Raw genomic sequence first — 26,545 nt, 5'->3', positions numbered from 1 at the left:
CAGGTGCGTTTCCGGAATACGAGGCGAGGAGGTCGGTCGAGATGGTCCTCGCTCTGCTTGTGAGCGGCGCGGTCGTGGTGCTGGTGCTGCTGGGGCTGTTCGTCTTCGGGCTGCGGCGGCGGCTCATCCAGCGGTCCGGCGGCACGTTCGACTGCAGCCTGCGCTGGAACGTTTCCGAGGACGAGCGCGAGCCCAGCGGCAAGGGCTGGATCTACGGCGTCGCGCGCTACAACGGCGACCGGATCGAATGGTTCCGGGTCTTCTCCTACGCGCCCAGGCCCCGCCGCGTCCTGGAGCGCTCCGCCATCGAGGTCCTGGAGCGCAGGACCCCGCAGGGTGAGGAAGAGCTGGCGCTGCTCTCCGACTCGACCGTGCTCGCCTGCCGCCACCGCGGCGTCCGCCTGGAGCTGGCGATGAGCGAGGACGCGCTCACCGGCTTCCTGGCCTGGCTTGAAGCGGCGCCGCCCGGCCAGCGGGTCAATGTGGCGTAGGTAAGGGCTGAGCCCTGCGTCTACGGCCGGGCGTCGATTTCCAACTCCCTTGCCAGGACCGCGGCTTGGAGCCTGCTGCGCAGTCCCAGCTTGGCCAGCAGCCGGCTGACATGGGTCTTCACCGTGGCCTCCGCCATTTCCAGCCGTACCGCCACCTCGGCGTTCGACAGTCCGCGGCCCAGCGCGCCCAGCACCTCGCGCTCGCGCGGCGTCAGCACGTCCAGGACGGCCGGGTCCGGCGCATCGTCCGGCCGTTCGGCGCGTGCCGGGGCGGACGGCCCGGCGAACTCGGCGATCAGCCGGCGGGTCACCGCGGGGGAGATCACGCCGTCGCCCGACGCCACCGTGCGGACCGCGGTCAGCAGCGCGGTCGCGTCGCTGTCCTTGAGCAGGAAGCCGGCGGCGCCCGCCCGCAGCGCGCCGAAGACGTACGCGTCCAGGTCGAACGTGGTCAGCACCAGCACGTCCGCGAGGCCACCGGCGACCACCCGGCGGGTGGCCGAGACGCCGTCGAGCCGCGGCATCTGGAGGTCCATGAGGACGAGCGCGGGGCGCAGCTCGCGGGCCAGCCGTACGGCTTCCTCACCGTCCGCAGCCTCGCCGACGACCTCGATGTCGGGGGCCGAGCGCAGGATGAGCACGAGGCCGGCGCGGACGGCGGACTGGTCCTCGGCGACGAGGACGCGGATCGGCTGCGTGGGCGCGCCTGTCATGACGGTGTTTTCTCCTCGGCGGCCGGGAGCTGGGCCCGTACTTGCCATACCGTGCCGGCCGGCCCGCGCACCGGGCCGGCCTCGAAGGTTCCGCCCAGCAGGGTGGTGCGCTCCCGCATGCCGACCAGTCCGGCGCCCGAGCCGGGCGCCCGCGGTCCCGAGCGGCCGCCGAACGGGCTGATCACGGCGATGCCGAGCGGGCCGCCCCGGGCCTGTTCGAGGCGGACGGCGACCTCGCCGGGGGCGGCGTGCTTGAGCGCGTTGGTCAGGGACTCCTGGACGATGCGGTAGGCGGCCAGCTCCACCGGCGCGGGCAGCGCGGCCCGCGGGTCCGTGCCGTCGGCGTGCCGGGTGTCGTCCAGGGTGAAGGTGAGGCCGCTGGCCGCGCCGTTCGTCCGGGCCTGGCCGAGCAGCGCTTCAAGCCCGTCGAGGGTGGGTACGGCGGCCGGTTCCTCCGCGCCGGCCGCGTCCCGCAGCAACCCGATGAGACGGCGCATTTCGGCCAGACCCTGGACGCTGTTCTCGCGGATGACGCCGAGCGCCTGGCGGGTCGCGCCCGGGTCGTCGATGGTCTGGGCCGCGGTGGCGTGGATGGCGATGGCCGACAGGTGGTTGGCGACCATGTCGTGCAGCTCGCGGGCCATCCGCGCCCGCTCGCCCGCCACCGCCTGGGTCCGGTCCATCTCGGCGAGCAGCGCGGTCTGCTCGGCGCGCAGCCGGGCGGCCTGGGCCGCGTCGCGGTGGTTGCGGATGATCAGGCCGGTCCAGGCCGGGGTGGCGGTGATGACGCCGATGACGATGCCGAACATCAGCATCTCGGGGTCGCGCCGCACGGCGAGCAGCACCACCGTGGTGAGGACCGTCACCAGCACGGCGCACTGCGGGATCCGCCGGGCCGCCCGGGAGCCGCCGTAGAGCACCGCGGCGTAGACCAGGTCCGTGAACATCACGACGGTGGCGATGAGCGTCCCGGCGCAGGTGTCCAGGGTGAGCGCGGCCACGGCGATGGCGAGGCCGGTCAGCGGGGCGGTGCGGCGCAGCAGTTCGGCGCCGCTGATGGCGGCCAGCGCGACCAGCGTCAGCCACGACGGCAGGCCGGACACCGGCGGGGCGCTGTGCAGTCCCAGCACCCACAGCAGCAGGCCGCCGAGCAGCCCGGCAGCCGCGATGAGGACATCGTCGCGGTGCGGCCTTGCGGGTGGGGCGGGCAGACGGGCTCTCACCCCTCCATCCAACACGGCGCCGCGGCGCCCCGCCTCCACACCACGGCGGCTTCCCGCGGCGCGTGCGCTACATCGAAAGATGCAGCCGGGATCGTCACCGGCGACGACGTATCGGCCGCGCGGCCGCGACAGGCTGGGAGTGCCCGAGCGAAGAGGAGGCCGTTGTGGTCGTCACGCTGATCATTGCCTGCGAGGTCGGTTTCTGGGTCCTGCTGGCCGGCGGCCTGGCGCTGCGCTACCTGGCGCGGATGCCCCGCACCGGCGCCGCCGTGCTGCTCATGGAGCCGCTGCTGGAGCTGGCCCTGCTGATCGTCACCGCGGTCGACCTGAAGAACGGGGCGAGCGCGGACTGGAAGCACGGCCTGGCCGCCGTCTACATCGGCTACACCGTCGCCTACGGCCACTACACGATCAAGTGGTGCGACGGTCACGTAGCGCACCGCTTCGGCGGCGCCCCGCCGCCTCCCAAGCCGCCGCGTTACGGCCTGGCGCGGGCCGCCCACGAGGGCAGGCTGTGGCTGCGTACGGTCCTGATGGCCGCGGTCGCCGCCGGCCTGCTCCAGATCGCCGTGTGGTACGTCGGCGACGAGGGCGACACCGCGTCCCTGCACGGCTGGCAGGTCAACGTGGCGCGCATCGTGGCCATCCACGGCGTCATCGCGCTGACGTACCTGATCTGGCCGAAGAAGGACCCGGCGGGCCGGGGCGGGGGAGGGGCCGCCCGGGACGAGGACGGTGCCGCCCGGCCGCAGAAGTCGCTGCGCTAGGCAGCGCCCGGGGCCGGGCGGCAGGCGGTGGCTACCGTTCGCCGCCCGGCACCCACAGCACGTCGCCGACCTCCTTGTTGGCCGTCCGGGCCAGGATGAACAGGAGGTCGGAGAGGCGGTTGAGGTAGGTGGCGGTGAGCGGGTTCATGCTGTCGCCGTGCTCGTCGAAGGCCGCCCACGTCGACCGTTCGGCGCGACGGACGACCGTGCACGCCTGGTGGAGCAGGGCCGCGCCGGCCGTGCCGCCGGGAAGGATGAAGCTGCGCAGCTTCTCCAGCTCCGCCAGGAAGCGGTCGCAGTCCGTCTCCAGCTTGTCGATGTAACTCTGCTCGACGCGCAGCGGCGGGTACTTGGGGTCGTCGACGACCGGCGTGGACAGGTCGGCGCCGACGTCGAACAGGTCGTTCTGCACCCGCAGCAGCACCGTCGCCACCTCCTGGGGCAGCGAACCGAGCGCCAGCGCCACGCCGATCGCGGCATTGGCCTCGTTGGTGTCCGCGTAGGCCGAGATCCGGCTGTCGGTCTTCGCGGTGCGGCTCATGTCGCCCAGGGCGGTGGTGCCCTTGTCACCGGTGCGGGTGTAGATACGCGTCAGATTCACCATGCGGGCGAGCCTACGCGGCGGATCTGCGGAAGACCCGGGTGCACAGGACCACCGACAGCACGGCGAAACCAGCCGCGACCAGAACGCCGTGGAGCATGGCCGGCGAGGCGTACGCGCCGACGAACGCGGCCCGCACCGCGTCCACGAGGTAGCGGAACGGCATGAAGTGCGAGAGCACGTCGAGCCACTTGGGCCCCAGCGCCATCGGCAGCATCAGCCCGGACAGCAGCATCGACGGCAGCGTGATGGCGTTGACGACCGGTCCGAACTCCTGCGGCGCGTCGACCTTCAGCGCCAGCGCGTACGAGAGCGAGGCGAGCGCCACGGTCAGGACGGCGACGAAGGCGAAGCCGATGAGGATGCCGGGCAGCGGCGCGCGCAGGCCCATGACCAGCGCGGCCAGCACCAGCAGCACGGACTGGAAGACGAACAGCGCGGCGTCCCGCAGCACCCGGCCCAGCAGCAGCGCCAGCCGGCTCACCGGCGTCACCCGCATCCGCTCGACCACGCCGTACTGCTTCTCGACGATGATGCCGAAGCCGCAGAACGCGGCCCCGAACAGCGCGAGTTGCAGCAGCAGCCCGGGGACCAGCAGCTGCCAGGAAGTGCCGTCCGATGCCAGTGGCAGACCGGTCAGCAGCGGGCCGAAGAAGAGCAGGTACAGCAGCGGCATCAGTACGCCGAACAGCATCTGGATCCGGGAGCGCAGGGTCTGCCTGGCATAGCGGCCGAAGATCAGCGCGGTGTCGGAGAGGAGGACGGACAGGGACGGGGGCGAGGGCGGCACGGGGACTCCGGTGGTGTGGATGGCGGCCGGTCAGACGGCGAGGGGCGGGTTCTGCTGCGGTGCGGCGCCGCGTCCGGTGACGGCGAGGAAGGCGTCCTGGAGGGGCGCGTCGGCCGAGCCCGCGTACCGCCTCTTGAGCGCGGCCGGGGTGTCATCGGCGGCGATCACGCCCTTGTCGATGATCACCAGCCGGTCGGCGAGCGCGTCGGCCTCGTCGAGGTAGTGGGTGGTCAGGAAGACGGTGGTGCCGTGCTCGGCGCGGATGCGGCGGACCAGGTCCCACAGGTCGGCGCGGCTGCCGGGGTCGAGTCCGGTGGTCGGCTCGTCGAGGAAGAGGATTTCGGGGCGGTGGGTCAGGCCCAGCGCGATGTCCAGCCGGCGCCGCTGGCCGCCGGAGAGCGTGGCGGTCCTGCGGTCGAGCAGCCCGGTCAGGCCGAGTTCGCCGGCCAACTCCCCGGCGCGGGCCAGGGCTTGGGCTCTGCCGAGGTGGTAGAGGCGGCCCTGTGTGACCAGCTCTTCGCGTACCGAGACGTTCGGGTCCACGCCGCCGGACTGGGCGACGTAGCCGGACGCGCGCCGCACGCCGGCCGGGTCGCCTGCCAGATCGCAGCCGGCGACGGTCGCGCTGCCTCCGGTGGGCGCCAGCAGGGTGGTGAGCATCCGCAGGGTGGTGGTCTTTCCTGCGCCGTTGGGGCCGAGGAAGCCGAGGATCTCGCCGCGCTCGACGGTGAGATCGATGCCGCGGACCGCTTCGACGGGGCCACTCTTGCCGGCGAAGGTCCGGGCGAGTCGGGAGGTGCTGAGGGCGGGCATGGCCCCAGAAAAACAGAGGCGCTGAAAAATTGCAATGCCTCCAAAAATTAACCGGCACCAGTAAAAGGTAGGGTGGCGGCATGGCTGAGGGACTCAGGGAGCGGAAGAAACGGCAGACCCGCCAGTACCTCTCGGACGTGGCCACCGGCCTCTTCCTGGAGCGCGGCTTCGACGCGGTGACCATCGCCGAGATCGCCGAGGCGGCGGAGGTCTCCGTCAACACCGTCTACAACTACTTCCCGGCCAAGGAAGACCTCTTCTTCGACCGGAGCAAGGGGGTGCTCGACCGGCTCTCGCGCTTCGTGCGCGGCCGGGCGGCCGGCGAGTCCGCCGCCGTCGCCGTGCTGCGTGAACTGCGCGACGAGGTCGAGGCGGTCTCGCCGCGCGTCGGTCTGATGGAGGGGTACGGCCGCTTCATGCGCGTGGTGCACGGCGCCCCCACCCTCAAGGCTCGCCTCTGGTACATGCAGCAGGAGATCCTCGACGACCTGGAGGCAACGCTCCGTGAGGAGGCCCGTGCCCCCGCGGACGACCCGCTGCCCGGCCTGATGGCGGGCCAGATCGCCTGGGTGCACCAGTCGCTCATGGGGGCCGTCGCGCGCGAGATGCTGGCCGGCCGCAAGCCCGCCGAGGTCTCCCGCGAAGCCCTCGTCCTCCTCGACGACATCGAGGAAATGCTCAGCGAGCGGGTCCTCAACTACGCCGTACGGGCGGGTGGCTGACGGTCTTCCGGGCGGTGAACGGCTCCGGTCGATGTGATGTCCGTCATGTGAGACGTGACGCGCCTCTCTTACCTACCAAACGATCGCTCACGGACGCTAACGTCACCTTCACAGGCTCTCAAGTGCACAGCGTGTTAGGGGACAGCAGTGGCAAGGAAGCTCGCCGTCATCGGGGCCGGACTCATGGGATCCGGCATCGCGCAGGTCTCCGCCCAGGCGGGATGGGACGTCGTCCTCCGTGACGTGACGGACGGGGCGCTGGCCCGTGGCAAGGACGGCATCGCGGCCTCGTACGAGAAGTTCGTCTCCAAGGGCAAGCTGGAAGCGGCCGCCGCCGAGCAGGCGCTGGCCCGCATCACCACCACGACCGACCTGGACGCCGTGTCCGACGCGGACGTCGTCGTCGAGGCGGTCTTCGAGAAGATCGAGGTCAAGCGGGAGATCTTCCAGGCCCTGGACAAGCTCGCCAAGGACGAGGCGGTGCTGGCCTCCAACACCTCCGCCATCCCGATCACCAAGATCGCCGCGGCCACGTCCCGCCCGGAGCGGGTGGTCGGCACGCACTTCTTCTCGCCGGTGCCGATGATGCAGCTGTGCGAGCTGGTGCGCGGTTACAAGACGAGCGACGAAACCCTTGCCGCCGCGCGGGAGTTCGCCGAATCCGTCGGCAAGACCTGCATCGTCGTCAACCGCGACGTGGCCGGCTTCGTCACCACCCGGCTGATCTCGGCGCTGGTCGTCGAGGCCGCCAAGCTCTACGAATCGGGTGTGGCGAGCGCCGAGGACATCGACACCGCCTGCAAGCTGGGCTTCGGCCACGCCATGGGACCGCTGGCCACCGCCGACCTCACCGGCGTCGACATCCTGCTGCACGCCACCGGCAACATCTACACCGAGTCCCAGGACGAGAAGTTCGCACCGCCGGAGATCATGCGGCGGATGGTCGATGCAGGCGATATCGGCCGCAAGAGTGGGCAGGGCTTCTACGCGCACTGATGCCGTGTCAGGGCTCAAGGGCCCCGATTTGTCACTCCGTGGGGTGAATTCGGTATCGGTTCGCTTACAGGCGGAAACTTCGCCGCGTGAGAGGCCGTCAGTTCGGTAGACCTCACCGTACGAAACCACCATTCCGGGGAGCGCATATGCATATCAGGGGCGACCACGCCGAGCTGGTCGTCGGGGGGCGCCTCGACGTCCGCAGCGCGGCGGACGCCCGTACGGCCCTGCACGCCGCCGTCGATTCAGGTCACGGCGATCTCGTGCTGGATCTGACCGAGCTGGACTCCTGGGACGCCACCGGGCTCGGCGTGATCATGGGGGTGCACCGCCGCGCGGGCCGGGTGGGCCGTCGGCTCGTGCTGCGCGGTGTCCCGCCCCAGATGCAGCGGCTGCTGGTCGCCACCCGCCTGCACCGCATCCTCGCCATCGAGGGCGGCCTCGCAGCGGAATCGCTTCCTCGCGTGTGAGGCACGGCATCCGCCCGGCGCGACAGGCGCCGGGCGGGTCCGGAAGGCCGGGGGAGCGGTGCGGTGAGCAACACCTCAGTGCGGCATCAACCGCGCTATCCACGCCGGAGTGGCCCTTTCCGGACAAGTCAGGGCCCCGACGGTGCGACGGCACCACCCCCGCGGCTAGGGTTCATCGCGCCGTCCGCCGGCAGCCGCGGCGGCACCGACCGCAGCCACCGCGGGCACGCCCCGGCCGCACCCCGGCGGGAGGCGGCCGGACGACGGACGGTACGCGCGACCGTCCTCCCGGACGGACCCACGCGGCGCAGCCGGAGCGAGAAGAAGGGCATCTGGGGGTTGTGAGCATGGACCCGAACACCCAGCGGGGATCCGAGGAGAACGGCGAGCGGGCACCCGCCGCCGAATCGGCCGCGCCCGCCTTCGGCGGCAAGCAGACCGGCCCCGACGAGCCGGTCCGCGTCGTCCGGCTCATCTCCGGCAGCTACCTCGTCACCGTCAATCCCCTCGACGGCAGCGAGATAGAACCCTGTCCGCCCGGCGAGCGCCCGGCCGATCCCGGCAAGCTCGGCCCCGAGGAACGCGCCGACGTCACCCGGGCCGCCGCACCCCCGGTCCCCCCGGGAGCACCCGTCTACGCCGGCCACACCGCCGCACTCGAAGAGCGCGGCGAGGAGACCGAACGCCTGGTCCGCCTGCTCTCCCGCGGCCGCTCCGTACGCCTCACCGGCCCCTCGGGCGCGGGCCGCACCCGGCTCCTCGACGCCGTCGCGCACGCCTGCGCCGACATCGCGCCCGACGGCGTCGTCCGCCTCTCCGGCTACCACCGCACCCCCAACGACCTCCTGTACGCGCTGTTCGCCGCCGTCCACCGCGCGCCCCGGCACCGCCCCGACCGCGCCGAGCTGCTGCGGCTGCTGGGCGGTATCGGCGCGATCGTCGTCGTGGACGACATCGAATTCGGCGGCCGGGCACTCGACGAACTGCTCGACGCCACCCCCGAGTGCGCCTTCCTCTTCTCCGCGACCCCGGACACCGCCGCACCCAGCACCGACTCGCACGTCGAAGAGGTCTTCCTCGGCGGCATCGGCCGCGCCGCCTGCCTGCGGCTGCTGGAGCGCGCCGTACAGCGCCCGCTCACCGATGACGAGAGCGCCTGGGCCGCCGACCTCTGGTTCGAGTCCGAAGGGCTGCCGCTGCGCTTCGTCCAGGCGGCCGCACTGCTGCGCCGGCGCGACCGGCAGCGCAGCGCGCCCGGCGCACTCGACGACGGCTACGGCCTGTTCGCCGAGCCGGCCGACGGCGCCGACGACGGCACGGGGCCCGCCGAGCCTGCCGATGTACCGCTGCCGACCGTCGCCGAGGCCGCATCGCCCGCGCCCCTGCTGGCCGGCCACCTCGGACGGGCCGCCCGGGAAACCCTCCGCTTCGCCGTCGCGCTCGGCGGGGAACTGCCGCACCAGGCCCACCTGCCGGCCCTCACCCAGGACACCCACGCCGACGCCGCACTCGGCGATCTGCTGGGCTGCGGCCTGATCACCCCGGCCGGTACCCACTACCGCCTCGCCGCGACCGTCCAGGAGCAGCTGGAGGCCGCCGGATACGGCGAGGGCGCGGCCGCCCGCGCGCACACCGCGGCCCAGCACTACGCCTGGTGGGCCGGGCACCCCTCGGTCACCCCCGAGCGGGCCGCCGCCGAGTCCGACGCCGTCCTGGCCGCGATGGGCATGCTGACCGGCAGCCGCGAGAGCGGCCACGCCAGCGCCGCCGTCCTGCTCGCCCGTACCGCCGCCCCGGCGTTCGCCGCCGCGCTGCACTGGAGCGCCTGGGAGCGCAGCCTGCGGCACGGACAGGAGGCCGCACGGCTGGCCGGTGAGGTCGCCGAAGAGGCGTACTTCCACCACGAGCTGGGCGTGCTGGCCCTGTGCACCGACAGCCTCGACCGGGCGCGCGCCGAGCTGGAGGCCGCCATCGGGCTGCGCGGGGTGCTCTCCGACCGCAGCGGCGCGGTCGCCGGACGCCGGGCGCTGGCGCTCGTCGCCGACCGCACCCGCGCCGTCCCCCCGATCACCCTCACGCCGCCCGCGGCCGGCGAGCGGGCCACCGTCACGACGGTGCCGGCGGCGCGGCCGTCCGGCCCGGAGCACCCGGGGCCTGCGACGCCGGCGGCCGGAACCACCGCGCCGACCATCGTCGTCCGCGGCCCGGCGTCCGCCGTGGGTTCGCCGGCCGCCGCGCCCGGCGGGCCTGCCCGGCACAAGGGCGCCACCGGTGAGCGGCCGGTGCTCGGCCGGGCCCGGCGCAACCTCGTCGCCATCGGAGCCGGTGTCCTGCTGGCCGCCGTCCTCGGCACCGTCGTCACCCTCGGCTTCACCTCGGGCGACGACAAACACCCCGGCGGTCGGATCAGCACCGAGCAGAGCGCCGCACCGGACGACCAGGGCCAGGAGTCCCCGGCCGACACCCCGGGCACCGGCTCCGGCCTGCTGCCCACCGAAGCGGCCTCCGCGTCCGGCACACCCGGCGCCGAGAACAGCCCGTCCCCGTCCGCCAGCGCACCCGCCACCAGCGACTCGCCCACCGACCCGAGCACGGCGCCGACGGATCCGACGACCACCCCCACCGGCGGTCCGACCGACCCCACGGACGAGCCCACCGACCCCACCCACAAGCCGACCGGCAGGCCGACCGACCCCACCCCCACGGACGACCCGACGGACGAGCCGACGAGCCCGACGCCGACCGGCGAGCCCACCGGCAAGCCGACCACCGAGAGCCCGTCGCAGACCGCGTCGCGCCCGATGAACACCAGCTCCGCCGGCTACACCACCCCTGCGGGCACCGGCCCTTCGGGGAGCGCTTCTTCGGACGCCGATCCCTCGGGCAGCGCGCCCGCCACTTCGGGCGAGGGCACCCCGGCCGGCTGACCTGCCCCGCTCACCGCACGACGGCCCGGTACGGACGCCGCCCCAGGGGGCAGCAGTCACGTACCGGGCCGTCGGCGTGTGCGGGGGCCCCGCGCTCAGAACAGGCGCAGCTTGTCGTCCTCGATGCCGCGCAGCCCGTTGTAGTCGAGCACCACGCAGCCGATCCCGCGGTCGGTCGCCAGGACCCGGGCCTGCGGCTTGATCTCCTGCGCCGCGAAGATGCCCTTCACCGGCGCCAAGTGCGGGTCGCGGTTGAGGAGTTCGAGGTAGCGGGTGAGCTGCTCGACACCGTCGATCTCGCCACGCCGTTTGATCTCCACGGCGACGGTCCGGCCGTCCGCGTCCCGGCACAGAATGTCCACGGGGCCGATGGCGGTGGGGTATTCACGCCGAATCAGCGAATAGCCCGTGCCCAGGGTTTCGATCCGGTCCGCGAGCAGCTCCTGGAGGTGCGCCTCCACGCCGTCCTTGATGAGCCCCGGGTCGACCCCCAGCTCGTGCGAGGAGTCGTGGATGACCTCCTCCAGGGTGATGATGAGTTTCTCGCCGCCCTTGTTCTCCACCGTCCACACATTGCCGTCGCCCTCCTTGAGGGAGCACGGCGGGGACATCCAGTTGAGGGGTTTGTAGGCGCGGTCGTCCGCGTGGACGGAAACGGAGCCGTCGGCCTTCACCAGGATGAGACGGGGGGCGGAGGGCAGGTGGGCGGTGAGCCGGCCCGCGTAGTCCACGGAGCAGCGGGCGATGACGAGGCGCATGGGGCGTCACGCTACTCGACCGGGGGCCGCCGACGCGATTCGGCCCTGGGCGGGCGTGCGTTTACGGGGGAAACCCCCGCACCCCCGGCGCCTGCCCTTGGCCGGTTGTATGTGCAATCTCCTGGTGCGGGGACCTGGTGCGGCATACCGTTGATGCAGGGGGTCGTGAAGCGAACACGCTCCGTCGCGATTCCCTCTGTCCCATTCCTGAGGCCCCGTCCCGGCGGGGCCGCGAGAGGAGAACCTCATGTCGCTCGACGTCTCACCGGCCCTCCTCGAACAGGCCGAGCGAGGCGAGGTCGACGAAGCCGCGTTCGTCGACTGCGTCCGGACCTCCCTGCCCTATGCATGGGGGATGATCAGCTCTCTGGTGGCCCAGCTGAAGGTGGACGGCGGACAGTTCGCCGACAATCAGACGCCGCCGCCGGACGAGCAGGCACGCGGCCAGCTGCTGCGCGCACTGGCGAGTGACGCGATACGCGGATCGTTGGAGCGCCACTTCGGTGTGCGTCTCGCCTTTCAGAACTGCCATCGCGTCGCGGTTTTCCCGCTCGACCCGGTGGTGGACGACCGCCTGGCCCGCTTCACCTCCATCCGGGGCCAGCTGCTGAACCAGTCGCCCGAACTCCGCGACTGCTGATCGGAGTTGCTGCCGCTGCGCACGTCATTTTCTGCGCTCATCACGGCACCGTCGGTGCCGGTGCGCCGGCGGCAGCACCACCGATCATCCGGCAGGCCCTCCGAGGAACAGCGCACGACCGCACCACGAAAGCACCGCCGCACGCCGCCCCGCCGAGCCGGCCACGTCACCCCAGCTGCGGCAGCACGTCCGTGCCCAGCCTGCGGACGTTCTCCTCGGTCGCGGCCAGATCACCCGAACCCTCGACGAGCAGCGCGTACTTCGTGATGCCCGTACGCTCCGCCGTCGCCGCGAGCCGGTCGGCGCACAGCCGCGGCGGCCCGACCGGATGCAGCGCGCAGAGCTGTTCCGTGTACGCGAGGGGATCCCGCATCGCGCGATAGCGGCCGTCGACCGTCACATGCGCGCCGAGCCCCTGCTGCAGCCAGCCGGGCATCGCCTTCGTCAGCGACTCCACCGCGTCCCTGCGCTGATCGGCGATCTGCACCACACCCGCCGATACGTGCCCGGCGGCGGCCACTTCGTCGCCGTCCCGGCCGGCCTCGCGCGCGGCGGACCGCCACAGCGCGACCATGTCCGCCTTCTCCTCGTCCCCGCAGTGCATGCCCAGCAGCATCGGCAGCCCGCGCTCGGCCGCCAGCCGGACCGACGCGGGGGACGTACAGGCCACCACCACTCCGGGGCCCGGAGGCCCCGAGGCGGGGTCGTCGAGCGGCACCAGGGACTCCGCCGGGCTCGGGACGACCGCCACCTCACGGAAGGCGTACCGCTCGCCCCGGGCGCCGACCCGGGGCTCGCGCAGCCAGCGCAGCAGCAGATCCAGGGCCTCCGGGAAGCCGCGCTCGTACGCGGCCAGGCCGGAGCCGAAGACCTCCAGATCCACCCACGGGCCGCCGCGTCCGACGCCGAGTGTGAACCGCCCGCCGGACGTGAGATGCAGCAGCGCCGCCTGTTCGCCGAGCGCCACCGGATGCTGGGTCGGGAGCACGCTGACCGCCGTCCCGATCCCGATCCTGCGGGTGCGCCCCAGCAGCAGGGCGGCGAGCGTCACCGCCGAAGGACAGACGCCGTACGGAACGAAGTGGTGCTCCGCCAGCCAGACGTCATCGAGCCCGGACTCCTCCGCGATCTCCGCGGAACGGACCGCCCGATACAGTGCTTCCCCCTGTCCCTGGCCGGGGAATTGAGCGGCCAGGATGAAAGCCCCAACGCGCATCGCTCTCTGCCTCCTCGCAGCCGACGCGGCCTCCCCTTACAGGCATTAACGCCTGACACGTGCCAAAGGCACGGTCCGGACAGCGGAATTGCCCGATCATCGCAGGAACGGACCGGGCCGCCACCGGGGCCGGCGGCGCCGCTACGCTGATAACAGCCCGTGACCCGCAGATCTCCCGAGGTGCCTTGTGTCTCCGCGTCGAAACCGCCAGCGCGGCGGTGCGAAGCCCACCGAACACTCCGGCACGGGCCGCTACGGGGCCGGCGGCTGGGAGAAGACCGAGGAATGGCGCGGCGAGGACTGGGTCGTCCGGCAGGTCGGCGGCGCCGGGGCCGCCAAGCACTACCGCTGCCCCGGCTGCGACCAGGAGATCCCGCCCGGCGTCCCGCACATCGTGGCCTGGCCGCAGGGTGGCGACGTCGACGACCGCAGGCACTGGCACAAGGCGTGCTGGAACGCACGGGACCGCCGGAGCGCGCGGCTCCAGCGGTCCCGTAACGCACCCAGGTACTGAGTCCTACACGTCGCGCTGCGCCTGGGCGGCGAAGGCTCCGCCCAGCACGACCGCGGTGACCCCGGCGAGGATCCACAGCGGGGTCCAGCCCTGCGGGCCGGTGTCGGTGCCGAGGAACGGGCTGCCGTACAGCGTCGCCAGCGAGTTGGGGACGGAGTACTCGATCAGGGCCTGGCTCACCGACTTCAGGCTGTCCGAACCGAGCATGAAGACGGCCAGCAGCATCGGCAGCAGCACCAGTCCGAGCATCGCGCTGATGGCGCCCGCCGAGTGCCGCAGCAGCGAGCCGACGGCCAGCGCCAGCAGGCCGAGCACCGACACGTAGAGACCGGCGCCCACGGTGCCGCGCAGCCACTCACCGCCCGTCGGGTCCGGGCCGTTCACCATCCCGGCGGTGAGCACCGCGACGACGGAGGTGGCGAGGGTCGTGATGACGAAGGCCAGCGCGAAGAAGACGATCGCCTTGGCCGCGAGCACCCGGGCCCGGCCGGGGCAGGCGGTCATGGTCGTGCGGATCATGCCCGTGCCGTACTCGGAGGAGATCACCAGTACGCCGAGCGGGATCACGCACAGCGTGCCCAACAGGACGCCGAAGAACGAGAATCCGAGTTTCGGGTCGACCGTCCGCTGCGAGCCCAGGGCCAGCGCCGTCAGCAGGCCGATGCCGACGATCAGCACGACCAGCGCGCTCAGCGTCCAGATCGTCGAGCGCACCGAGCGGATCTTCGTCCACTCGGAGGCCAGCGCGTGCCCGATGTGGGTGCTGCGCACCGGGATCGGCGAGACGTAACCGGGCTGACCGCCCTGCCAGTTGGCGCCGCCGCCCTGCGGGGCGCCCTGGGGGCCGCCGTGCGGGTTGCCCTGCGGGTTCCCCTGGGGGGCGTGGCCCTGCTGGGGGTGGCTCTGCGGGGGGACCGGGGGCTGCTGCCGGGGCGCCTGGGCCTGGAGCGTCATCGTGCCCGGGTCCTTCGCCAGGCTGCCGCCGGCCGCGAGCGGCTGCGGCGCCGGGCCCTCGCTCCTGACCTGCGCCTGGAGCGTCATCGTGCCCGCCTCCTTGGCGGGCTGCGGCTGCTGGGCCTGGAGCATCATCGTCCCGGCTTCCCCGGCGGACTGCTGAGGATCCGGCTGCTGCGCCGGTGCGGCGGGCGGCATCGGCGGCGCGGGCGGCGTCCGGCCCTGCGCCGCGGCCTGGTCGTTCGGTCCGCGCTCAGGCTGTGCCTGCGGCTGCGGCTGCTGAGGGCTGGTCATCGGGCGTCCTTGTTGTGGGGCATGGTCGGGTCGGCGGGCGGCATCGGTGCCGCGGGTTGCGGCTGCTGCGCGGCGTAGGGGTTGGGGTTGGGTGCCCCGTAGGGCTGTCCCTGGACGGGCGGCGGGTACCCCTGGCCGGGGGCCGGCGCCTGCTGCCCGTAGGGGCCCTGCTGGGCGTACGGGTGCGGCTGTCCCTGGGCCGGGCCGACGGGTGTGCCGGCGTGGCCCTGGGCGGGCGGGTATCCCTGCGGTGCGGCGCCCTGTGGTGCGTACCCGGCGGGCGGCTGCTGGAGGCCGGCCCGCGGGTCGGCCGTCGAGCGGTAGTCCACGGCGCCCTGGGTCAGCCGCATGTACGCCTCCTCCAGGGACGCCTGGTGCGGCGACAGCTCCCACAGGCGGACGTCCGCCTCGTGCGCGAGATCGCTGATCCGGGGGAGCGGCAGGCCGGTCACCCGCAGTGCGCCGTCCGGCTCCGGAGTGACCTGGCCGCCCGCCTCGCCCAGCGTCGCGGCCAGCTTCTCGCGCTGTTCCGGGACGGTGTCGGGGGTGCGGACCCGGGCGAAATCGGCGGAGTTGGCGGAGATGAAGTCCTTGACCGGCATGTCCGCCATCAGCTGGCCGCGGCCGATCACGATCAAGTGCTCGGCGGTCAGCGCCATTTCGCTCATCAGGTGCGAGGAGACGAAGACGGTACGGCCCTCGGACGCCAGCTGCTTCATGAGGTTGCGCACCCACAGGATGCCCTCGGGGTCGAGGCCGTTGACCGGCTCGTCGAAGAGCAGCACCTGCGGGTCGCCGAGCAGTGCGGCGGCGATGCCGAGCCGCTGGCCCATGCCGAGCGAGAAGCCCTTGGAGCGGCGGCCCGCGACCTCCTTGAGGCCCACCACGCCGAGCACTTCGTCGACCCTGCGGGCCGGGATGCCGGACAGCTGGGCGAGCGACAGCAGGTGCTGGCGGGCGCTGCGTCCGCCGTGCACGGCCTTGGCGTCGAGCAACGCGCCCACCTGGCGGGGAGCGTTGGGGAGGTCACGGAAGGGGCGGCCACCGATGGTGGCGCGTCCCGAGGTGGGGGCGTCCAGGCCCAGAATCATGCGCATCGTGGTCGACTTGCCGGAGCCGTTCGGCCCCAGGAATCCGGTCACGGTGCCCGGCCGTACCTGGAACGACAGGTTGTGCACGGCCGTCTTGGCGCCGTAGCGCTTCGTCAGGCCGACTGCCTCGATCATTCTCCGCCCCTCGCGAGATCGTCGGGGCAGAGGCGTCCTCGTGCCCCCGTGCGGGTTAGGAGGCTATCGGTCCGTTGACGGTTCCCGTCAAAACCGAGAAGAGGAAGGCGTCACCCGGCAGTGTGACGCACGCGTCCAGCGCACCCCGCCGTCACGCGTCGCGCCGCTCCAGCAGGACGAATCCGCAGACCAGCGCAGCCACCGTCCAGGCCACCATGATGCCCAGACCACCCCATGGCCCGTACGGCACCGGGTTGTTGCCCGGGACCACCTGCATGATCCGCCGGCCCGCCTGGTCGGGCAGGTAGTGGCCGATCTTCCGCGTCGCCGAGACGTTCCCGAGGATGTTGGAGATCAGGAAGAAGAACGGCATCAGGATGCCGAGCGAGAGCATCGGGGAGCGCAGCATCGTGGCGATGGCCATCGAGAACAGCGCGATCAGCGTCATGTAGAGCCCGCCGCCGATCACCGCGCGCAGCACCCCGGGATCGCCGATCCGCGCCGCGAGGCCGCCCAGCAGCGACTGCCCGGCGAAGAACGCGAGGAAGCTCGTGAACAGGCCGACGAGGAGGACCAGCGCGGTGGCCACCACGAGCTTGCAGAACAGGAAGGTGGCGCGCTGCGGTACGGCGGCCAGCGAACTGCGGATCATGCCGGTGCTGTACTCGTTGGAGACGACCAGCACCCCGAAAACGATCATCGCCAGCTGGCCCAGGCCCATGCCGGCGAAGCTGATGTTGGTGGCGTCGAAGGTGAGCCGGTCGCGTACCGGCATCGTGCCGAAGTCGCTGCCGGCGAGCGCGCAGATCAGCATGCCGAGGCCGACGGTGACCACCACGGCGACTCCCAGTGTCCACACCGTGGACCGCACCGACCGGATCTTGGTCCATTCCGAGCGCAGCACCTGCCCGACGGCCGCCATCGTCAGTTCCCTTTCTTCTGCCGGTCGGCACCCCAGCCGCCGGCGGCCGGAGTTCCGGCCGGAGCCGTGGCCCGGCCGCCCACCGGCCCGGCAGGCGGCTCCCCGTCGTGCGCGTGGTACTCCACCGATTCCGCGGTGAGCTGCATGAACGCCTCTTCCAGCGAAGCCTGTTGGGGGCTCAGTTCGTGCAGGACGAGCTGGTGGGCCGCGGCCAGTTCGCCCAGCCGCTCGGCCGGCTCCCCGTCCACCTCCAGCGTGCCGTTGCCCGCCTGGACCGCCGTGATCCGCTCCGCGTGCAGCACGTCCAGCAGCCGCTCCTGCTCCGGCGACCGCAGCCGTACGTAGGACCGTGAGTTCTCCCGGATGAACTGCGCCATCGACGTGTCGGCGAGCAGCCTGCCCTGGCCGATGACGACCAAGTGGTCGGCGGTCAGCGCCATTTCGCTCATCAGGTGCGAGGAGACGAAGACGGTACGGCCCTGTCCCGCGAGGTTCTTCATCATGGTGCGGATCCAGCGGATGCCCTCGGGGTCGAGGCCGTTGACCGGCTCGTCGAAGAGCAGCACCTGCGGGTCGCCGAGCAGTGCGGCGGCGATGCCGAGCCGCTGGCCCATACCGAGCGAGAAGCCCTTCGAACGCTTCTTGGCCACCGATGTCAGCCCGACCGTGTCCAGCACCTCGCCGACCCGGCGGCGCGGGATGCCGTTGCTCTGCGCCAGGCACAGCAGGTGGTTGAACGCGCTGCGCCCGCCGTGCATCGCCTTGGCTTCCAGCAGCGCGCCGATGTACGTCAGCGGATCCTGGAGCCGGCGGTAGTGCCGGCCGTCGATGCGGACCGAGCCGGCCGTCGGGTTGTCCAGACCGAGCATCATCCGCATGGTGGTGGACTTTCCCGCGCCGTTGGGCCCGAGGAAGCCGGTGATGATCCCGGGCCGCACCACGAACGTCAGGTGGTCCACCGCCACCTTGTCGCCGTAGTGCTTGGTCAGCCCAGCCAGCTCGATCATGTCTTGCACGCTAAGGGCGCCCGATGCGCCTCGCCACCGGGCGGGGCCCGCCCGGACACGCCTGCGCCCCCGCCCGCCGGAGAGGCGGCACGGGGGCGCGTACGGGACGGTCGGCGCGGGGCGGAACCGTCAGCGGGTCTGCTGGGCGGGGACGCCGCGGGTGGCGGACTCCTCGTCGCCCGGGACGCCCGCGGCGGCCACGGCCGCACCGGTGAGCGTCGCCAGCATCTCGCGGACGTTGGTGAGCTGCGCGTTGATCGAGTCGCGACGGTTGGTCAGCGCCGCCAGCTCGCGCTCCGACTCGCTGCGGATCCGGTCGGCCTTGGCGTTCGCGTCGGCCACGATGTCCTCGGCCTGGCGCTGCGCGGTCTCCACCGTCTGGCGGGCCCGGCGCTCGGCGTCCGTCCGCAGCTTCTCGGCCTCCAGGCGGAGCTGCTCGGCACGGTGCTCGATCTCCGCAAGACGCTTCTCGGCCTTGGCCTGACGCGACGCCAGGTCACGCTCGGACTGCTCGCGGCGCTTGGCGAGGTTGGTCTCGAAGTCGGCGGCGGCCTGGGCGGCCTTGGCGCGGGTCTCCTCGAAGAGGGAGTCCGCCTCCTCGCGCTTGGACTGCGCGTCCTTCTGCGCGTCGGCACGCAGCGTGGACGCCTCGCCCTTGGCCTTCTCGACGATCCGGGCGCCCTCGTCCTCCGCCTTGGCCTTCCGCTCGGCGGCGAACTGCTCGGCGTCGTTACGGACCTGCTGGGCGGCCGACTCGGCCAGCTCGCGGTGCTGCTCGGCGGCCCGCCGGGCCTCCTCACGCAGGTCCTTGGCCTCCTCCTCGGCGAGACGGAGGATCTTCTCCACGCGCGCACCGAGGCCCGCGTAGGACGGCTCGGCGTCATTGACCTGGGCCTGGGCGTTCTGCGTTTCGAGGTGCAGCTCCTCGATCCGCTTTTCCAGCGAGGTGATACGGGACAGCGCGCCGTCGCGGTCCGCGACGAGCTTAGTAATGCGGTCATCCACCTGACCGCGGTCGTACCCACGCCGCACGAGCTCGAAGCCGAAGGGGGAGGAAGTGTCGCTCATGGGGTTCCTGTCGAAAGAGACCGGTGAGGTGATAAGGAGAATCCTAGGGGCCCAAACGGCGTGTCATCGAGTCAATGCCCGTTTGAAGTGGAGAATGACCCCTCATTTGAGTGGCTACCCCTCAGACTGCTTGCCACTCGAACGAGTTGCACCCGCTCCCGCGGCGGTCTTGGACCCCGCGGTCTTGCCGTCCGCGGCACCTCCCGGCGCCTCGAACGACTCCAGAGCTTCCAAGACATCCTGGACGCGGGAGATTTCGGTGTTGATGTCCGCGCGGCGGCGTACCAGGACCTCCAGCTCGTGCCGGCCGTCCGCCACGATCCGGGCGGCTTCGGTCTCGGCCTCGGTGCGCATCCGCTCCGCGTTGCGCACCGCCTCGGCCTTCTTGTTCTCGGCCTCCTTGATCAGGCCCTCGGCCTTCTTCACCGCCGAGATCCGGACCTTGCTCGCCTCGCTGTTCGCGTCCGACACCAGCCGCTCGGCCTTCTCCTCGGCCTCCGTCTGCTGGGCGGTGGCCTGCGCGATGAGCTTGTCGACGCGTTCGCCGGCGTTCTTCATCGCCTCCGCGGACTCGCGGCGGGCCCGCTCGTGCAGCTCCTCGACCTCGGACTCGATCCGCACCCGCAGTTCCTCGGCGCGCTCCCGGATCGCCGTGGCGTCCCCACGTGCCTCGCTGAGCAGGGTGTCCGCGTCCGTACGGGCCTTCTCCACCCGGGAGTTGCCCTCGGCCGTCGCCTCCGTGACGATCCGGTCGGCCTCCGTGCGGGCCGCCCCGACCATCGTGTCGGCCTGCTCCTCGGCCGCCGCGGCAGCCCGCAGCGCCTCTTCCTGGGCCTTCGCGACCAGCTGGTCGGCCTGCTCCGCCGCGTCGCCACGGCGCTTGGCCGCGTCCTTGCGGGCCTCGTCCAGCAGCCGCTCGGCCTCCTGCTGGGTCTCGGCGCGCAGCCGCTCGGCCGCGGCCTCGGCGTCCTGCTCGACCTTGGCCGATTCGCTGCGGGTGCGGTTGGCATGTTCCTGGGCCGCGGTGACCGTCTCGGCCGCGTCCGCCCGCAGCCGGTCCGCCTCGGCCGTGGCCGTGGCGATCATCCGGTCCGCCTGCTCGCGCGCGTCGGCACGGGTACGGTCGGCCTCCCGCTCCGCCTCCGCGCCCGTCTCCGCTGCCTCGGTGCGCAGCCGTTCGGCCTCGGTGGTGGCCTCGGACATCAGCTGGTCGGCCTGCTCGGCGGCGTCCGACCTGGTCTTGTTGGCCGCCTTGCGCGCCTCGTCGCCGGTCGCCTCCGCGTCCGTCCGCGCGCTCTCCAGTGCCTGGGCCGCCTCGGTACGCAGCCGTTCGGCCTCGGCGGTCGCCTCGGCCAGGCGCGCCTGTGCCTGTTCCTCGCCCGCCGTCCGCAGCTGCTCGGCGGCCTCCTGGGCCTCCTTGACCGTACGGTCGGCGTCGTCCTGCGCCGAAGACGTGAGCTCGGTCGCCTCGGTGACGATCCGTTCGGCTTCCGTACGGGCCTCGGCGATCAGCCGGTCGGCCTGGCCTGCCGCGTCCGACCGCATCCGGTTCGCGTCGTCGCGCGCCTCCGCCCGTGCCCGCGCCGCGTCCTGCTCGCCTGCCGCCAGCGCGTCCGACGCGTCGGTCCGCAGCTGCTGGGCCTTGGCGGTGGCGTCCGCAACCAGCTTCTCGGCCTGCGCGGTCGCCTCGGCGATCAGCCGGTCCGCCTGCTCGGCCGCGTCCGTCCGCGCGGAATGCGCGTCCGTGCGCGCCTCGTCGAGCACGCCCGCGGCCTCCGAGCGCAGCCGCTCGGCCTCCTCGATGGCCTCCGCGACCGCCCGCTCCGCAAGGGCCTTGGCGGCCTCCGACGCCTCCTGCGCCTCCCGCCGCACCCGCGCCGCGTCCTCCGATGCGCGCTCGCGCTCGTCGTACGCGTCCGTACGGACCCGGTCCGCTTCTTCCTGCGCCTCGGTCTTCGTCCGCTCCGCGGCGTGCTCGGCCGCCGACCGCAGCCCGGCGATCTCCTCATCGGCCTGCTCGTGCAGCCCGGCGACCGCGTCCCGCACCTGCTGCGCGGTGGCCTCAGCGGTGGCCACCAGCTCGTCCGCCCGCCGGTCCGCCTCCTCGACCAGCCGCTCCGCCTCGGCCTGCGCCTCGCTGACCCGGGTACGCGCCGACGCCAGCAGCTCCTCGCTCTGCTCGCGGGCCGCGGTGCGCTCCTGGTGCGCCTCCTCGCGGGCCTCGCCCAGCTGCTGCTCGGCCTCCTTGCGGCGCCGCGCGGCCTCTTCCTGGGCGGCGGACAGTGCCTGCGCCGCCTCGCTCCCGGCCCGCTCGGCCGCGGCCGCGGCCTCGGCCCGCACCCGGTCGGCGCTCTCCTGCGCCTCCGTCTTCAGCCGCTCCGCCTCGGCGGCCGCCTCTCCGCGCAGCCGTTCCGCGACGGACTCGCCCTCGGTACGGGCCGCCGACGCGTCCGACGCGGCCTCCGTGCGCAGCCGCTCGGCCTCCTCCTCGGCCTGCTGCTGGAGCGTCCGCCGCCGCTCGGCGGCCTCCGCCTTGAGCCGGGCGGCCTCCTCCTGCGTCTCGCGGCGCAGCCGCTCCGCCTCCGTGCGCGCCTCGCGCAGCGACTCCTCGGCGGCGGTGACCTTCTCCTCGGCCTCGGCCCGCAGCCGGTCCAGCTCGGCCTGTGCCTCTTCCCTGCGCTCCTCGGCGGCCTGCTCGGCCTCGGCCCGCAGCCGCGCGGCGGACTCCTCCGCCTCCGTGGTCACCAGCTCGGCGGCCTGGGCGCCCTCGGTGAGCAGTTCCTCGGCCTCGGCGCGGGCCTTCTCCAGCGCCTCCTCGGCCTGCCGGCGCAGGGCGGTGGCCCGCTCGATGGCCTCGGTGCGTACCCGCTCGCTCTCCGCGCCGGCCCCGGCGCGGGTCTCCTCGGCGTCCGACTTCGCCTTGGTCAGCAGTTCCTCGGCGGAACCTGCCGCCTCCTCGATCTGCTGGACGGCCTCGCGCCGCGCCTCGCTGCGGATCCGCTCGCCCTCGGCGACGGCCTCGGCGCGCAGTTGCTCCGCCTCGCCGCGCAGCCGCCGTGCCTCCTCCTGGAGTTCGGCGGTCTTGGCGCGGTACTCCTTGGTGTCGTCCTTCGCCGCGCCCTTGAGCTGCTCGGCGGTGTCGTGGGCCTGCTCGCGCAGCCGGTCGGCCTCCGACTCGGCCTCGCTGCGCAGCCGTTCGGCCTCTTCGGCTGCGGCCTTGGTGGTGGCCTTGGCGTCGTCGGACGCCTTGGTCAGCACCTCCTCGGCGGTCCGCGCGGCCTTCGCCAGCTGCGCCGCGGAGTCCTCGGCCGCCTGGGACCGTGCGGCCTCCCGCGCCTCGGCGACCAGCCGTTCGGCTTCCGTGCCGGCGTCCACCCGCAGCTGCTCGGCCTCGGCCTTGAGCGCCTCGGCCTCCTTGGTGGCCTCGGCGACCAGCCGGGCGATCTCCGCCTTGGCGGTGCGGGTGCGCTGTTCGTTCTCGGATTCGGTGGCGGTCAGCCGCTTGGTGGCGTTCTGCTGCGCGTCCTCCACCAGCTTCTCGGCTTCGGTGCGCGCCTCGCGCAGCGCGGTGTCCGCCTCCTGAATGCGCGCCTCGGCGGTCCGCGTCAGCTCGGCGGCCTGCCTGCGGGCCTCGTCCGACTCGCTGCCGACGGTCGAACGCAGCTGCTCCGCCTGCTCGGTGGCCTCCTGGGCCTGGGAGGACGCGGCGTCCAGCAGCCGCTCGGCGTCCGTACGCGCCCGGCGCAGGAGGCTTTCCGCCTCGGCGCGGGCCTCTTCGGCCTCGGTGCCCAGGCGCTCACGGGCCCGCTCGGCGAGCCGGTGCGCCTCGGCCCGCGCGGACGCCAGCGCCTGCTCCGCCTCGGCCCGCGACTCGTCCATCAGACGGCGGGCCTGGGCCTCGGTGCGGGCCCGCAACTGCTCGGCCCACGCGACGTTTTCGTTGACGTGCGACTCGACGGTCTGCCGGCGCTCGTTCAGTTCCTCGTCGAGCCGCTGCCGACGGGAGACCGCCTCGGCGTGCAGCTCGGCCTCAAGGCGGGCCTGCTGCTCGGCCTGCTCCTGGAGCAGGCGCTGGGTCTGCGCGCGGGCCTCGCGCAGCTCGCGCTCGGAGTCGGCGCGCAGCTGGTCGGCCTGGATCTGGGCGTTCCGCAGCAGCTGCTCGGCCTGGTGACTGACGTTGTCGTAGGCAGGGCGGGCCGCGAGGTTGCGGCGCGCCTCGTGGAGCTTGGCGCGCAGCACCTCGACCTGGTAACCGAGATCGTCGGCGTGCTGGACGGCCTTGTCCCGCTCGGTCTTCAGCCGGTCCATCTCGGCTTCGAACTGCGAGAGGTGGTCGGCCTCAGCCCACTCACGTTCGTGGCGCTCGTTGCCCCGCACTGCGCGGTCCCATCCGTCCCCTGGTCATGGTGGCGGCCGTCTCCGGTCCTGCAGGCGCTCGTCCCGTACACGTCACGTCGTACGGACCTGCGCCCCTCGGAGCTGACCCTTCCGAAGAAATGGTGTCAGATCATCGGCGGAGTATGGACCGAGCCCCATCCCCCAGGAGGCACCCGCACGCGATGCGAGCACCTCTTACCCCGGCCGAAGCAGCACTCTACCGGCCGAGGAAGGCGAAGGTCAGTGGTCCGTCGCGGCGGAAGACGCGGCGGTGACCAGTTCGGTCAGCACGCCGTGGCAGTCCTTGGGGTGCAGGAAGGTGATCCGGGAGCCCATCGAGCCGGTCCGCGGCTCGTCGTACAGCACCCGGACGCCCTTGTCGCGGATGTCCGCGGCGTCGGTGTCCACGTCCGCGGTGCCGAACGCGATGTGGTGCACACCCTCGCCGTTCTTGGCGAGCCACTTGCCGACCGCGGAGTCCTCGCGGGTGGGTTCGAGGAGCTGGAGGTAGGAAGCGCCGCCGTCCGACGTCTCGTTGATCTTGAGCATCGCTTCCCGGACGCCCTGCTCTTCGTTGACCTCGGAATGGAACACCTCGAAGCCGTAGGTGGCACGGTAGAACTCGACGGTCCTGTCCAGGTCGAAACAGGCGATCCCGATGTGGTCGATTCGCGTCAGCATGGCTCCAGTGCACCGCTCGCACGGCCGGTTACGCAACGTGCGCGCGATCACACCCACTTGCCGGTGACCCGGCGCGTACCCCTCAGTACATTGACGGGAACCCTCGTTAACTTCCCTGCAAAGGAAGGCCGCACCGCATGTCTGCATCGAACGGCACCAACGGCACCACCTCCGTGATCGTGGCGGGTGCGCGCACCCCCATGGGCCGGCTGCTCGGCTCCCTGCGCAGCTTCTCCGGCGCCGACCTCGGCGGGGTGGCCATCAAGGCGGCACTGGACCGCGCGGGCATCGGCGGCGACCAGGTGGACTACGTGATCATGGGGCAGGTCCTCCAGGCCGGCGCCGGGCAGATCCCGGCCCGCCAGGCGGCCGTCAAGGCCGGCATCCCCATGAGCGTCCCCGCGCTGACCGTCAACAAGGTCTGCCTCTCCGGCCTGGACGCCATCGCGCTGGCCGACCAGCTGATCCGCGCGGGCGAGTTCGACGTCGTGGTCGCCGGCGGCCAGGAGTCGATGACCAACGCCCCGCACCTGCTGCCGAAGTCCCGCGAGGGCTACAAGTACGGCGCGGTCCAGATGCTCGACGCGATGGCGCACGACGGCCTGACCGACGCGTACGAGAACGTCGCGATGGGGGAGTCGACAGAGAAGCACAACACGCGTCTCGGCATCGCGCGCCCCGAGCAGGACGAGATCGCCGCGCGCTCCCACCAGCGTGCCGCAGCCGCCCAGAAGAACGGGCTCTTCGAAGCCGAGATCACCCCGGTCGAGATCCCGCAGCGCAAGGGCGAAGCGGTGGTTTTCAGCCAGGACGAGGGCATCCGCGGCGAGACCACCACCGAGTCGCTCGGCACGCTGCGCCCGGCCTTCGCCAAGGACGGCACGATCACCGCCGGCACCTCGTCGCAGATCTCCGACGGCGCGGCCGCCGTCGTCGTGATGAGCAGGGCCAAGGCCGAGGAGCTGGGCCTGGAGTGGATCGCCGAGATCGGCGCGCACGGCAATGTCGCGGGCCCCGACAACTCTCTCCAGTCCCAGCCGTCGAACGCGATCAGGCACGCACTCGGCAAGGACGGACTGACCGTCGACGATCTTGATCTGATCGAGATCAACGAGGCGTTCGCCGCGGTCGCCGTGCAGTCGGTGAAGGACCTCGGAGTTTCCCTCGAAAAGGTGAACGTGAACGGCGGCGCCATCGCCCTTGGCCACCCGATCGGTATGTCGGGCGCCCGCATCGTGCTCCACCTCGCACTGGAGCTGAAGCGCCGCGGCGGCGGCACCGGCGCGGCCGCGCTGTGCGGCGGCGGCGGACAGGGCGACGCCCTGATCATCCGCGTCCCCGGCAGGTGAACGGCACCGGGCAGGCCGGGTAGACGAGCGCGAACGAGCGAGCCGAAGGAGCCGAGCAGCGATGGTGGACGTCCCGCAGCTGGTGGAGCAGGCGAGGCAGGGCCGGCCGAGGGCGGTGGCCCGGCTGATCTCCCTCGTGGAGGGGGCATCGCCGCAGCTCCGTGAGGTGATGGCGGCGCTGGCACCGCTCACCGGCGGGGCCTACGTCGTCGGGCTGACGGGCTCACCCGGTGTCGGGAAGTCCACCACCACATCGGCCCTGGTGACCGCCTACCGCAAGGCCGGCAAGCGGGTCGGGGTGCTGGCCGTCGACCCGTCGTCGCCGTTCTCCGGCGGCGCGCTGCTCGGCGACCGGATCAGGATGAGCGAGCACGCGTCCGATCCCGGTGTCTACATCCGCTCGATGGCCACCCGCGGCCATCTCGGCGGCCTCGCCTGGGCCGCGCCCCAGGCGATCCGGGTGCTGGACGCGGCCGGCTGCGACGTGGTGCTGGTCGAGACGGTCGGCGTCGGCCAGTCCGAGGTCGAGATCGCCTCGCAGGCCGACACCAGCGTGGTCCTGCTGGCCCCCGGCATGGGCGACGGGATCCAGGCGGCGAAGGCCGGAATCCTGGAGATCGGCGACGTCTACGTCGTCAACAAGGCGGACCGGGACGGCGCCGACGCCACGGCCCGCGAGCTGAACCACATGCTGGGCCTCGGCGCCTCGCGGGCGGCCGGTGACTGGCGGCCGCCGATCGTGAAGACCGTCGCGTCGCGGGCCGAAGGTGTCGACGAGGTCGTCGAGGCGCTGGAGAAGCACCGGGCGTGGAGCGAGGAGCACGGGGTCCTGGCGCAGCGGCGGCGGTCCCGGGCGGCGCACGAGGTCGAGACGATCGCGGTCACGGCGCTGCGCGAGCGGATCGGGGACCTGAGCGGCGACCGGCGTCTGGAGGCGCTGGCCGAGCGGATCATGGCCGGCGAGACGGATCCGTACCGGGCGGCGGACGAGCTGGTCGACGGGCTGACCACGAACTGATCCGCGGC

General features: G+C 72.6%; 24 protein-coding genes. 10 read left to right on the top strand and 14 right to left on the bottom strand.

Going from position 1 to position 26,545, the window contains the following annotated elements; genetic code table 11:
* Positions 1 to 41 precede the first annotated feature (41 nt).
* Positions 42 to 491, top strand: a complete 450-nt coding sequence (locus tag LIU39_RS26485) for a DUF2550 domain-containing protein (protein ID WP_227049427.1) — start codon at positions 42 to 44, stop codon at positions 489 to 491.
* Between the two features lie 20 nt (positions 492 to 511).
* Here LIU39_RS26485 and LIU39_RS26480 read toward each other — a convergent pair whose 3' ends face one another.
* Together LIU39_RS26480 and LIU39_RS26475 are read right to left on the bottom strand one after the other, a co-directional pair.
* A complete protein-coding gene (locus tag LIU39_RS26480) occupies positions 512 to 1,204 on the bottom strand; it encodes a response regulator (RefSeq protein WP_227049426.1) in 693 nt (230 codons plus the stop codon).
* A complete protein-coding gene (locus LIU39_RS26475) occupies positions 1,201 to 2,427 on the bottom strand; it encodes a sensor histidine kinase (RefSeq protein WP_227049425.1) in 1,227 nt (408 codons plus the stop codon). The genes LIU39_RS26480 and LIU39_RS26475 overlap by 4 nt, the downstream gene beginning before the upstream one ends.
* Positions 2,428 to 2,591: 164 nt before the next feature.
* On the opposite strand from LIU39_RS26475, the gene LIU39_RS26470 reads away from it, so the two are divergent.
* Positions 2,592 to 3,194 (top strand): hypothetical protein, encoded by a 603-nt coding sequence (locus LIU39_RS26470; protein ID WP_227049424.1) that lies wholly within the window; start codon positions 2,592 to 2,594, stop codon positions 3,192 to 3,194.
* Positions 3,195 to 3,225: 31 nt separating this feature from the next.
* Here the strand turns inward: LIU39_RS26470 and LIU39_RS26465 are convergent, their stop codons facing one another.
* Genes LIU39_RS26465 through LIU39_RS26455 form a run of 3 tightly spaced genes read right to left on the bottom strand, consistent with a single transcriptional unit; the run spans position 3,226 to position 5,398 of the window.
* Positions 3,226 to 3,798, bottom strand: a complete 573-nt coding sequence (locus LIU39_RS26465; RefSeq protein WP_227049423.1) for a cob(I)yrinic acid a,c-diamide adenosyltransferase — start codon at positions 3,796 to 3,798, stop codon at positions 3,226 to 3,228.
* A gap of 10 nt (positions 3,799 to 3,808) precedes the next feature.
* Complete coding sequence (locus LIU39_RS26460) at positions 3,809 to 4,564, bottom strand: ABC transporter permease (RefSeq protein WP_227049456.1); 756 nt, start codon at positions 4,562 to 4,564, stop codon at positions 3,809 to 3,811.
* Positions 4,565 to 4,615: 51 nt separating this feature from the next.
* Positions 4,616 to 5,398, bottom strand: a complete 783-nt coding sequence (locus LIU39_RS26455; protein ID WP_227049422.1) for an ABC transporter ATP-binding protein — start codon at positions 5,396 to 5,398, stop codon at positions 4,616 to 4,618.
* Between the two features lie 80 nt (positions 5,399 to 5,478).
* On the opposite strand from LIU39_RS26455, the gene LIU39_RS26450 reads away from it, so the two are divergent.
* The 4 genes from LIU39_RS26450 to LIU39_RS26435 all read left to right on the top strand — a co-directional run bounded on the left by LIU39_RS26450 (position 5,479) and on the right by LIU39_RS26435 (position 10,513).
* Positions 5,479 to 6,120, top strand: coding sequence for a TetR/AcrR family transcriptional regulator (locus LIU39_RS26450; protein WP_227049421.1), 642 nt, complete (start codon positions 5,479 to 5,481; stop codon positions 6,118 to 6,120).
* Positions 6,121 to 6,267: 147 nt separating this feature from the next.
* Positions 6,268 to 7,116: a 3-hydroxyacyl-CoA dehydrogenase family protein gene (locus LIU39_RS26445; protein ID WP_227049420.1), complete on the top strand. Its 849-nt coding sequence runs from the start codon at positions 6,268 to 6,270 to the stop codon at positions 7,114 to 7,116.
* 146 nt (positions 7,117 to 7,262) lie between these two features.
* Positions 7,263 to 7,586 carry an STAS domain-containing protein gene (locus LIU39_RS26440; protein WP_227049419.1) on the top strand — a complete coding sequence of 108 codons (324 nt, stop codon included), beginning with the start codon at positions 7,263 to 7,265 and terminating at the stop codon, positions 7,584 to 7,586.
* A gap of 347 nt (positions 7,587 to 7,933) precedes the next feature.
* Positions 7,934 to 10,513: an ATP-binding protein gene (locus LIU39_RS26435; RefSeq protein ID WP_227049418.1), complete on the top strand. Its 2,580-nt coding sequence runs from the start codon at positions 7,934 to 7,936 to the stop codon at positions 10,511 to 10,513.
* A gap of 95 nt (positions 10,514 to 10,608) precedes the next feature.
* Here LIU39_RS26435 and nucS read toward each other — a convergent pair whose 3' ends face one another.
* Positions 10,609 to 11,271: an endonuclease NucS gene (gene nucS / locus LIU39_RS26430; RefSeq protein WP_227049417.1), complete on the bottom strand. Its 663-nt coding sequence runs from the start codon at positions 11,269 to 11,271 to the stop codon at positions 10,609 to 10,611.
* Positions 11,272 to 11,518: 247 nt separating this feature from the next.
* On the opposite strand from nucS, the gene LIU39_RS26425 reads away from it, so the two are divergent.
* The gene (locus LIU39_RS26425; protein ID WP_227049416.1) at positions 11,519 to 11,911 is read left to right on the top strand and encodes an SCO5389 family protein; all 393 of its coding nucleotides are present in this window, start codon (positions 11,519 to 11,521) and stop codon (positions 11,909 to 11,911) included.
* Positions 11,912 to 12,077: 166 nt separating this feature from the next.
* Here the strand turns inward: LIU39_RS26425 and LIU39_RS26420 are convergent, their stop codons facing one another.
* Positions 12,078 to 13,127, bottom strand: coding sequence for an LLM class flavin-dependent oxidoreductase (locus LIU39_RS26420; protein WP_227049415.1), 1,050 nt, complete (start codon positions 13,125 to 13,127; stop codon positions 12,078 to 12,080).
* A gap of 187 nt (positions 13,128 to 13,314) precedes the next feature.
* Between LIU39_RS26420 and LIU39_RS26415 the strand changes: the two genes are divergently transcribed.
* Complete coding sequence (locus LIU39_RS26415; protein WP_227049414.1) at positions 13,315 to 13,641, top strand: Rv1322 family protein; 327 nt, start codon at positions 13,315 to 13,317, stop codon at positions 13,639 to 13,641.
* 3 nt (positions 13,642 to 13,644) lie between these two features.
* On the opposite strand, the gene LIU39_RS26410 is transcribed toward LIU39_RS26415, so the two are convergent.
* From LIU39_RS26410 to mce, 7 genes are all read right to left on the bottom strand, one after another.
* On the bottom strand, positions 13,645 to 14,889 hold the full coding sequence (locus tag LIU39_RS26410) for an ABC transporter permease subunit (protein WP_227049413.1): 1,245 nt from the start codon (positions 14,887 to 14,889) through the stop codon (positions 13,645 to 13,647).
* Positions 14,886 to 16,115, bottom strand: a complete 1,230-nt coding sequence (locus LIU39_RS26405; RefSeq protein WP_227049412.1) for an ABC transporter ATP-binding protein — start codon at positions 16,113 to 16,115, stop codon at positions 14,886 to 14,888. The genes LIU39_RS26410 and LIU39_RS26405 overlap by 4 nt, the downstream gene beginning before the upstream one ends.
* Positions 16,116 to 16,266: 151 nt before the next feature.
* Positions 16,267 to 17,037, bottom strand: a complete 771-nt coding sequence (locus tag LIU39_RS26400; RefSeq protein WP_227049411.1) for an ABC transporter permease — start codon at positions 17,035 to 17,037, stop codon at positions 16,267 to 16,269.
* A gap of 2 nt (positions 17,038 to 17,039) precedes the next feature.
* Entirely contained in the window at positions 17,040 to 18,044 is a 1,005-nt protein-coding gene (locus LIU39_RS26395) for an ABC transporter ATP-binding protein (protein WP_227049410.1), read from the bottom strand.
* A 129-nt stretch (positions 18,045 to 18,173) separates the two neighbouring features.
* Positions 18,174 to 19,112 (bottom strand): coiled-coil domain-containing protein, encoded by a 939-nt coding sequence (locus LIU39_RS26390; RefSeq protein ID WP_227049409.1) that lies wholly within the window; start codon positions 19,110 to 19,112, stop codon positions 18,174 to 18,176.
* A gap of 114 nt (positions 19,113 to 19,226) precedes the next feature.
* Positions 19,227 to 23,489, bottom strand: a complete 4,263-nt coding sequence (gene scy, locus LIU39_RS26385; RefSeq protein ID WP_227049408.1) for a polarized growth protein Scy — start codon at positions 23,487 to 23,489, stop codon at positions 19,227 to 19,229.
* Positions 23,490 to 23,729: 240 nt separating this feature from the next.
* Positions 23,730 to 24,170, bottom strand: a complete 441-nt coding sequence (mce, locus tag LIU39_RS26380; protein WP_227049407.1) for a methylmalonyl-CoA epimerase — start codon at positions 24,168 to 24,170, stop codon at positions 23,730 to 23,732.
* A gap of 173 nt (positions 24,171 to 24,343) precedes the next feature.
* Between mce and LIU39_RS26375 the strand changes: the two genes are divergently transcribed.
* Together LIU39_RS26375 and meaB are read left to right on the top strand one after the other, a co-directional pair.
* Positions 24,344 to 25,519, top strand: coding sequence for an acetyl-CoA C-acetyltransferase (locus LIU39_RS26375; protein ID WP_227049455.1), 1,176 nt, complete (start codon positions 24,344 to 24,346; stop codon positions 25,517 to 25,519).
* Between the two features lie 61 nt (positions 25,520 to 25,580).
* Positions 25,581 to 26,537, top strand: coding sequence for a methylmalonyl Co-A mutase-associated GTPase MeaB (gene meaB / locus LIU39_RS26370; protein WP_227049406.1), 957 nt, complete (start codon positions 25,581 to 25,583; stop codon positions 26,535 to 26,537).
* Positions 26,538 to 26,545 lie beyond the last annotated feature (8 nt).

It is taken from the genome of Streptomyces pinistramenti (assembly GCF_020564935.1).
Classification (GTDB): Bacteria; Actinomycetota; Actinomycetes; order Streptomycetales; family Streptomycetaceae; genus Streptomyces; species Streptomyces pinistramenti.
This window is presented reverse-complemented; position numbering and strand designations above follow the sequence as displayed.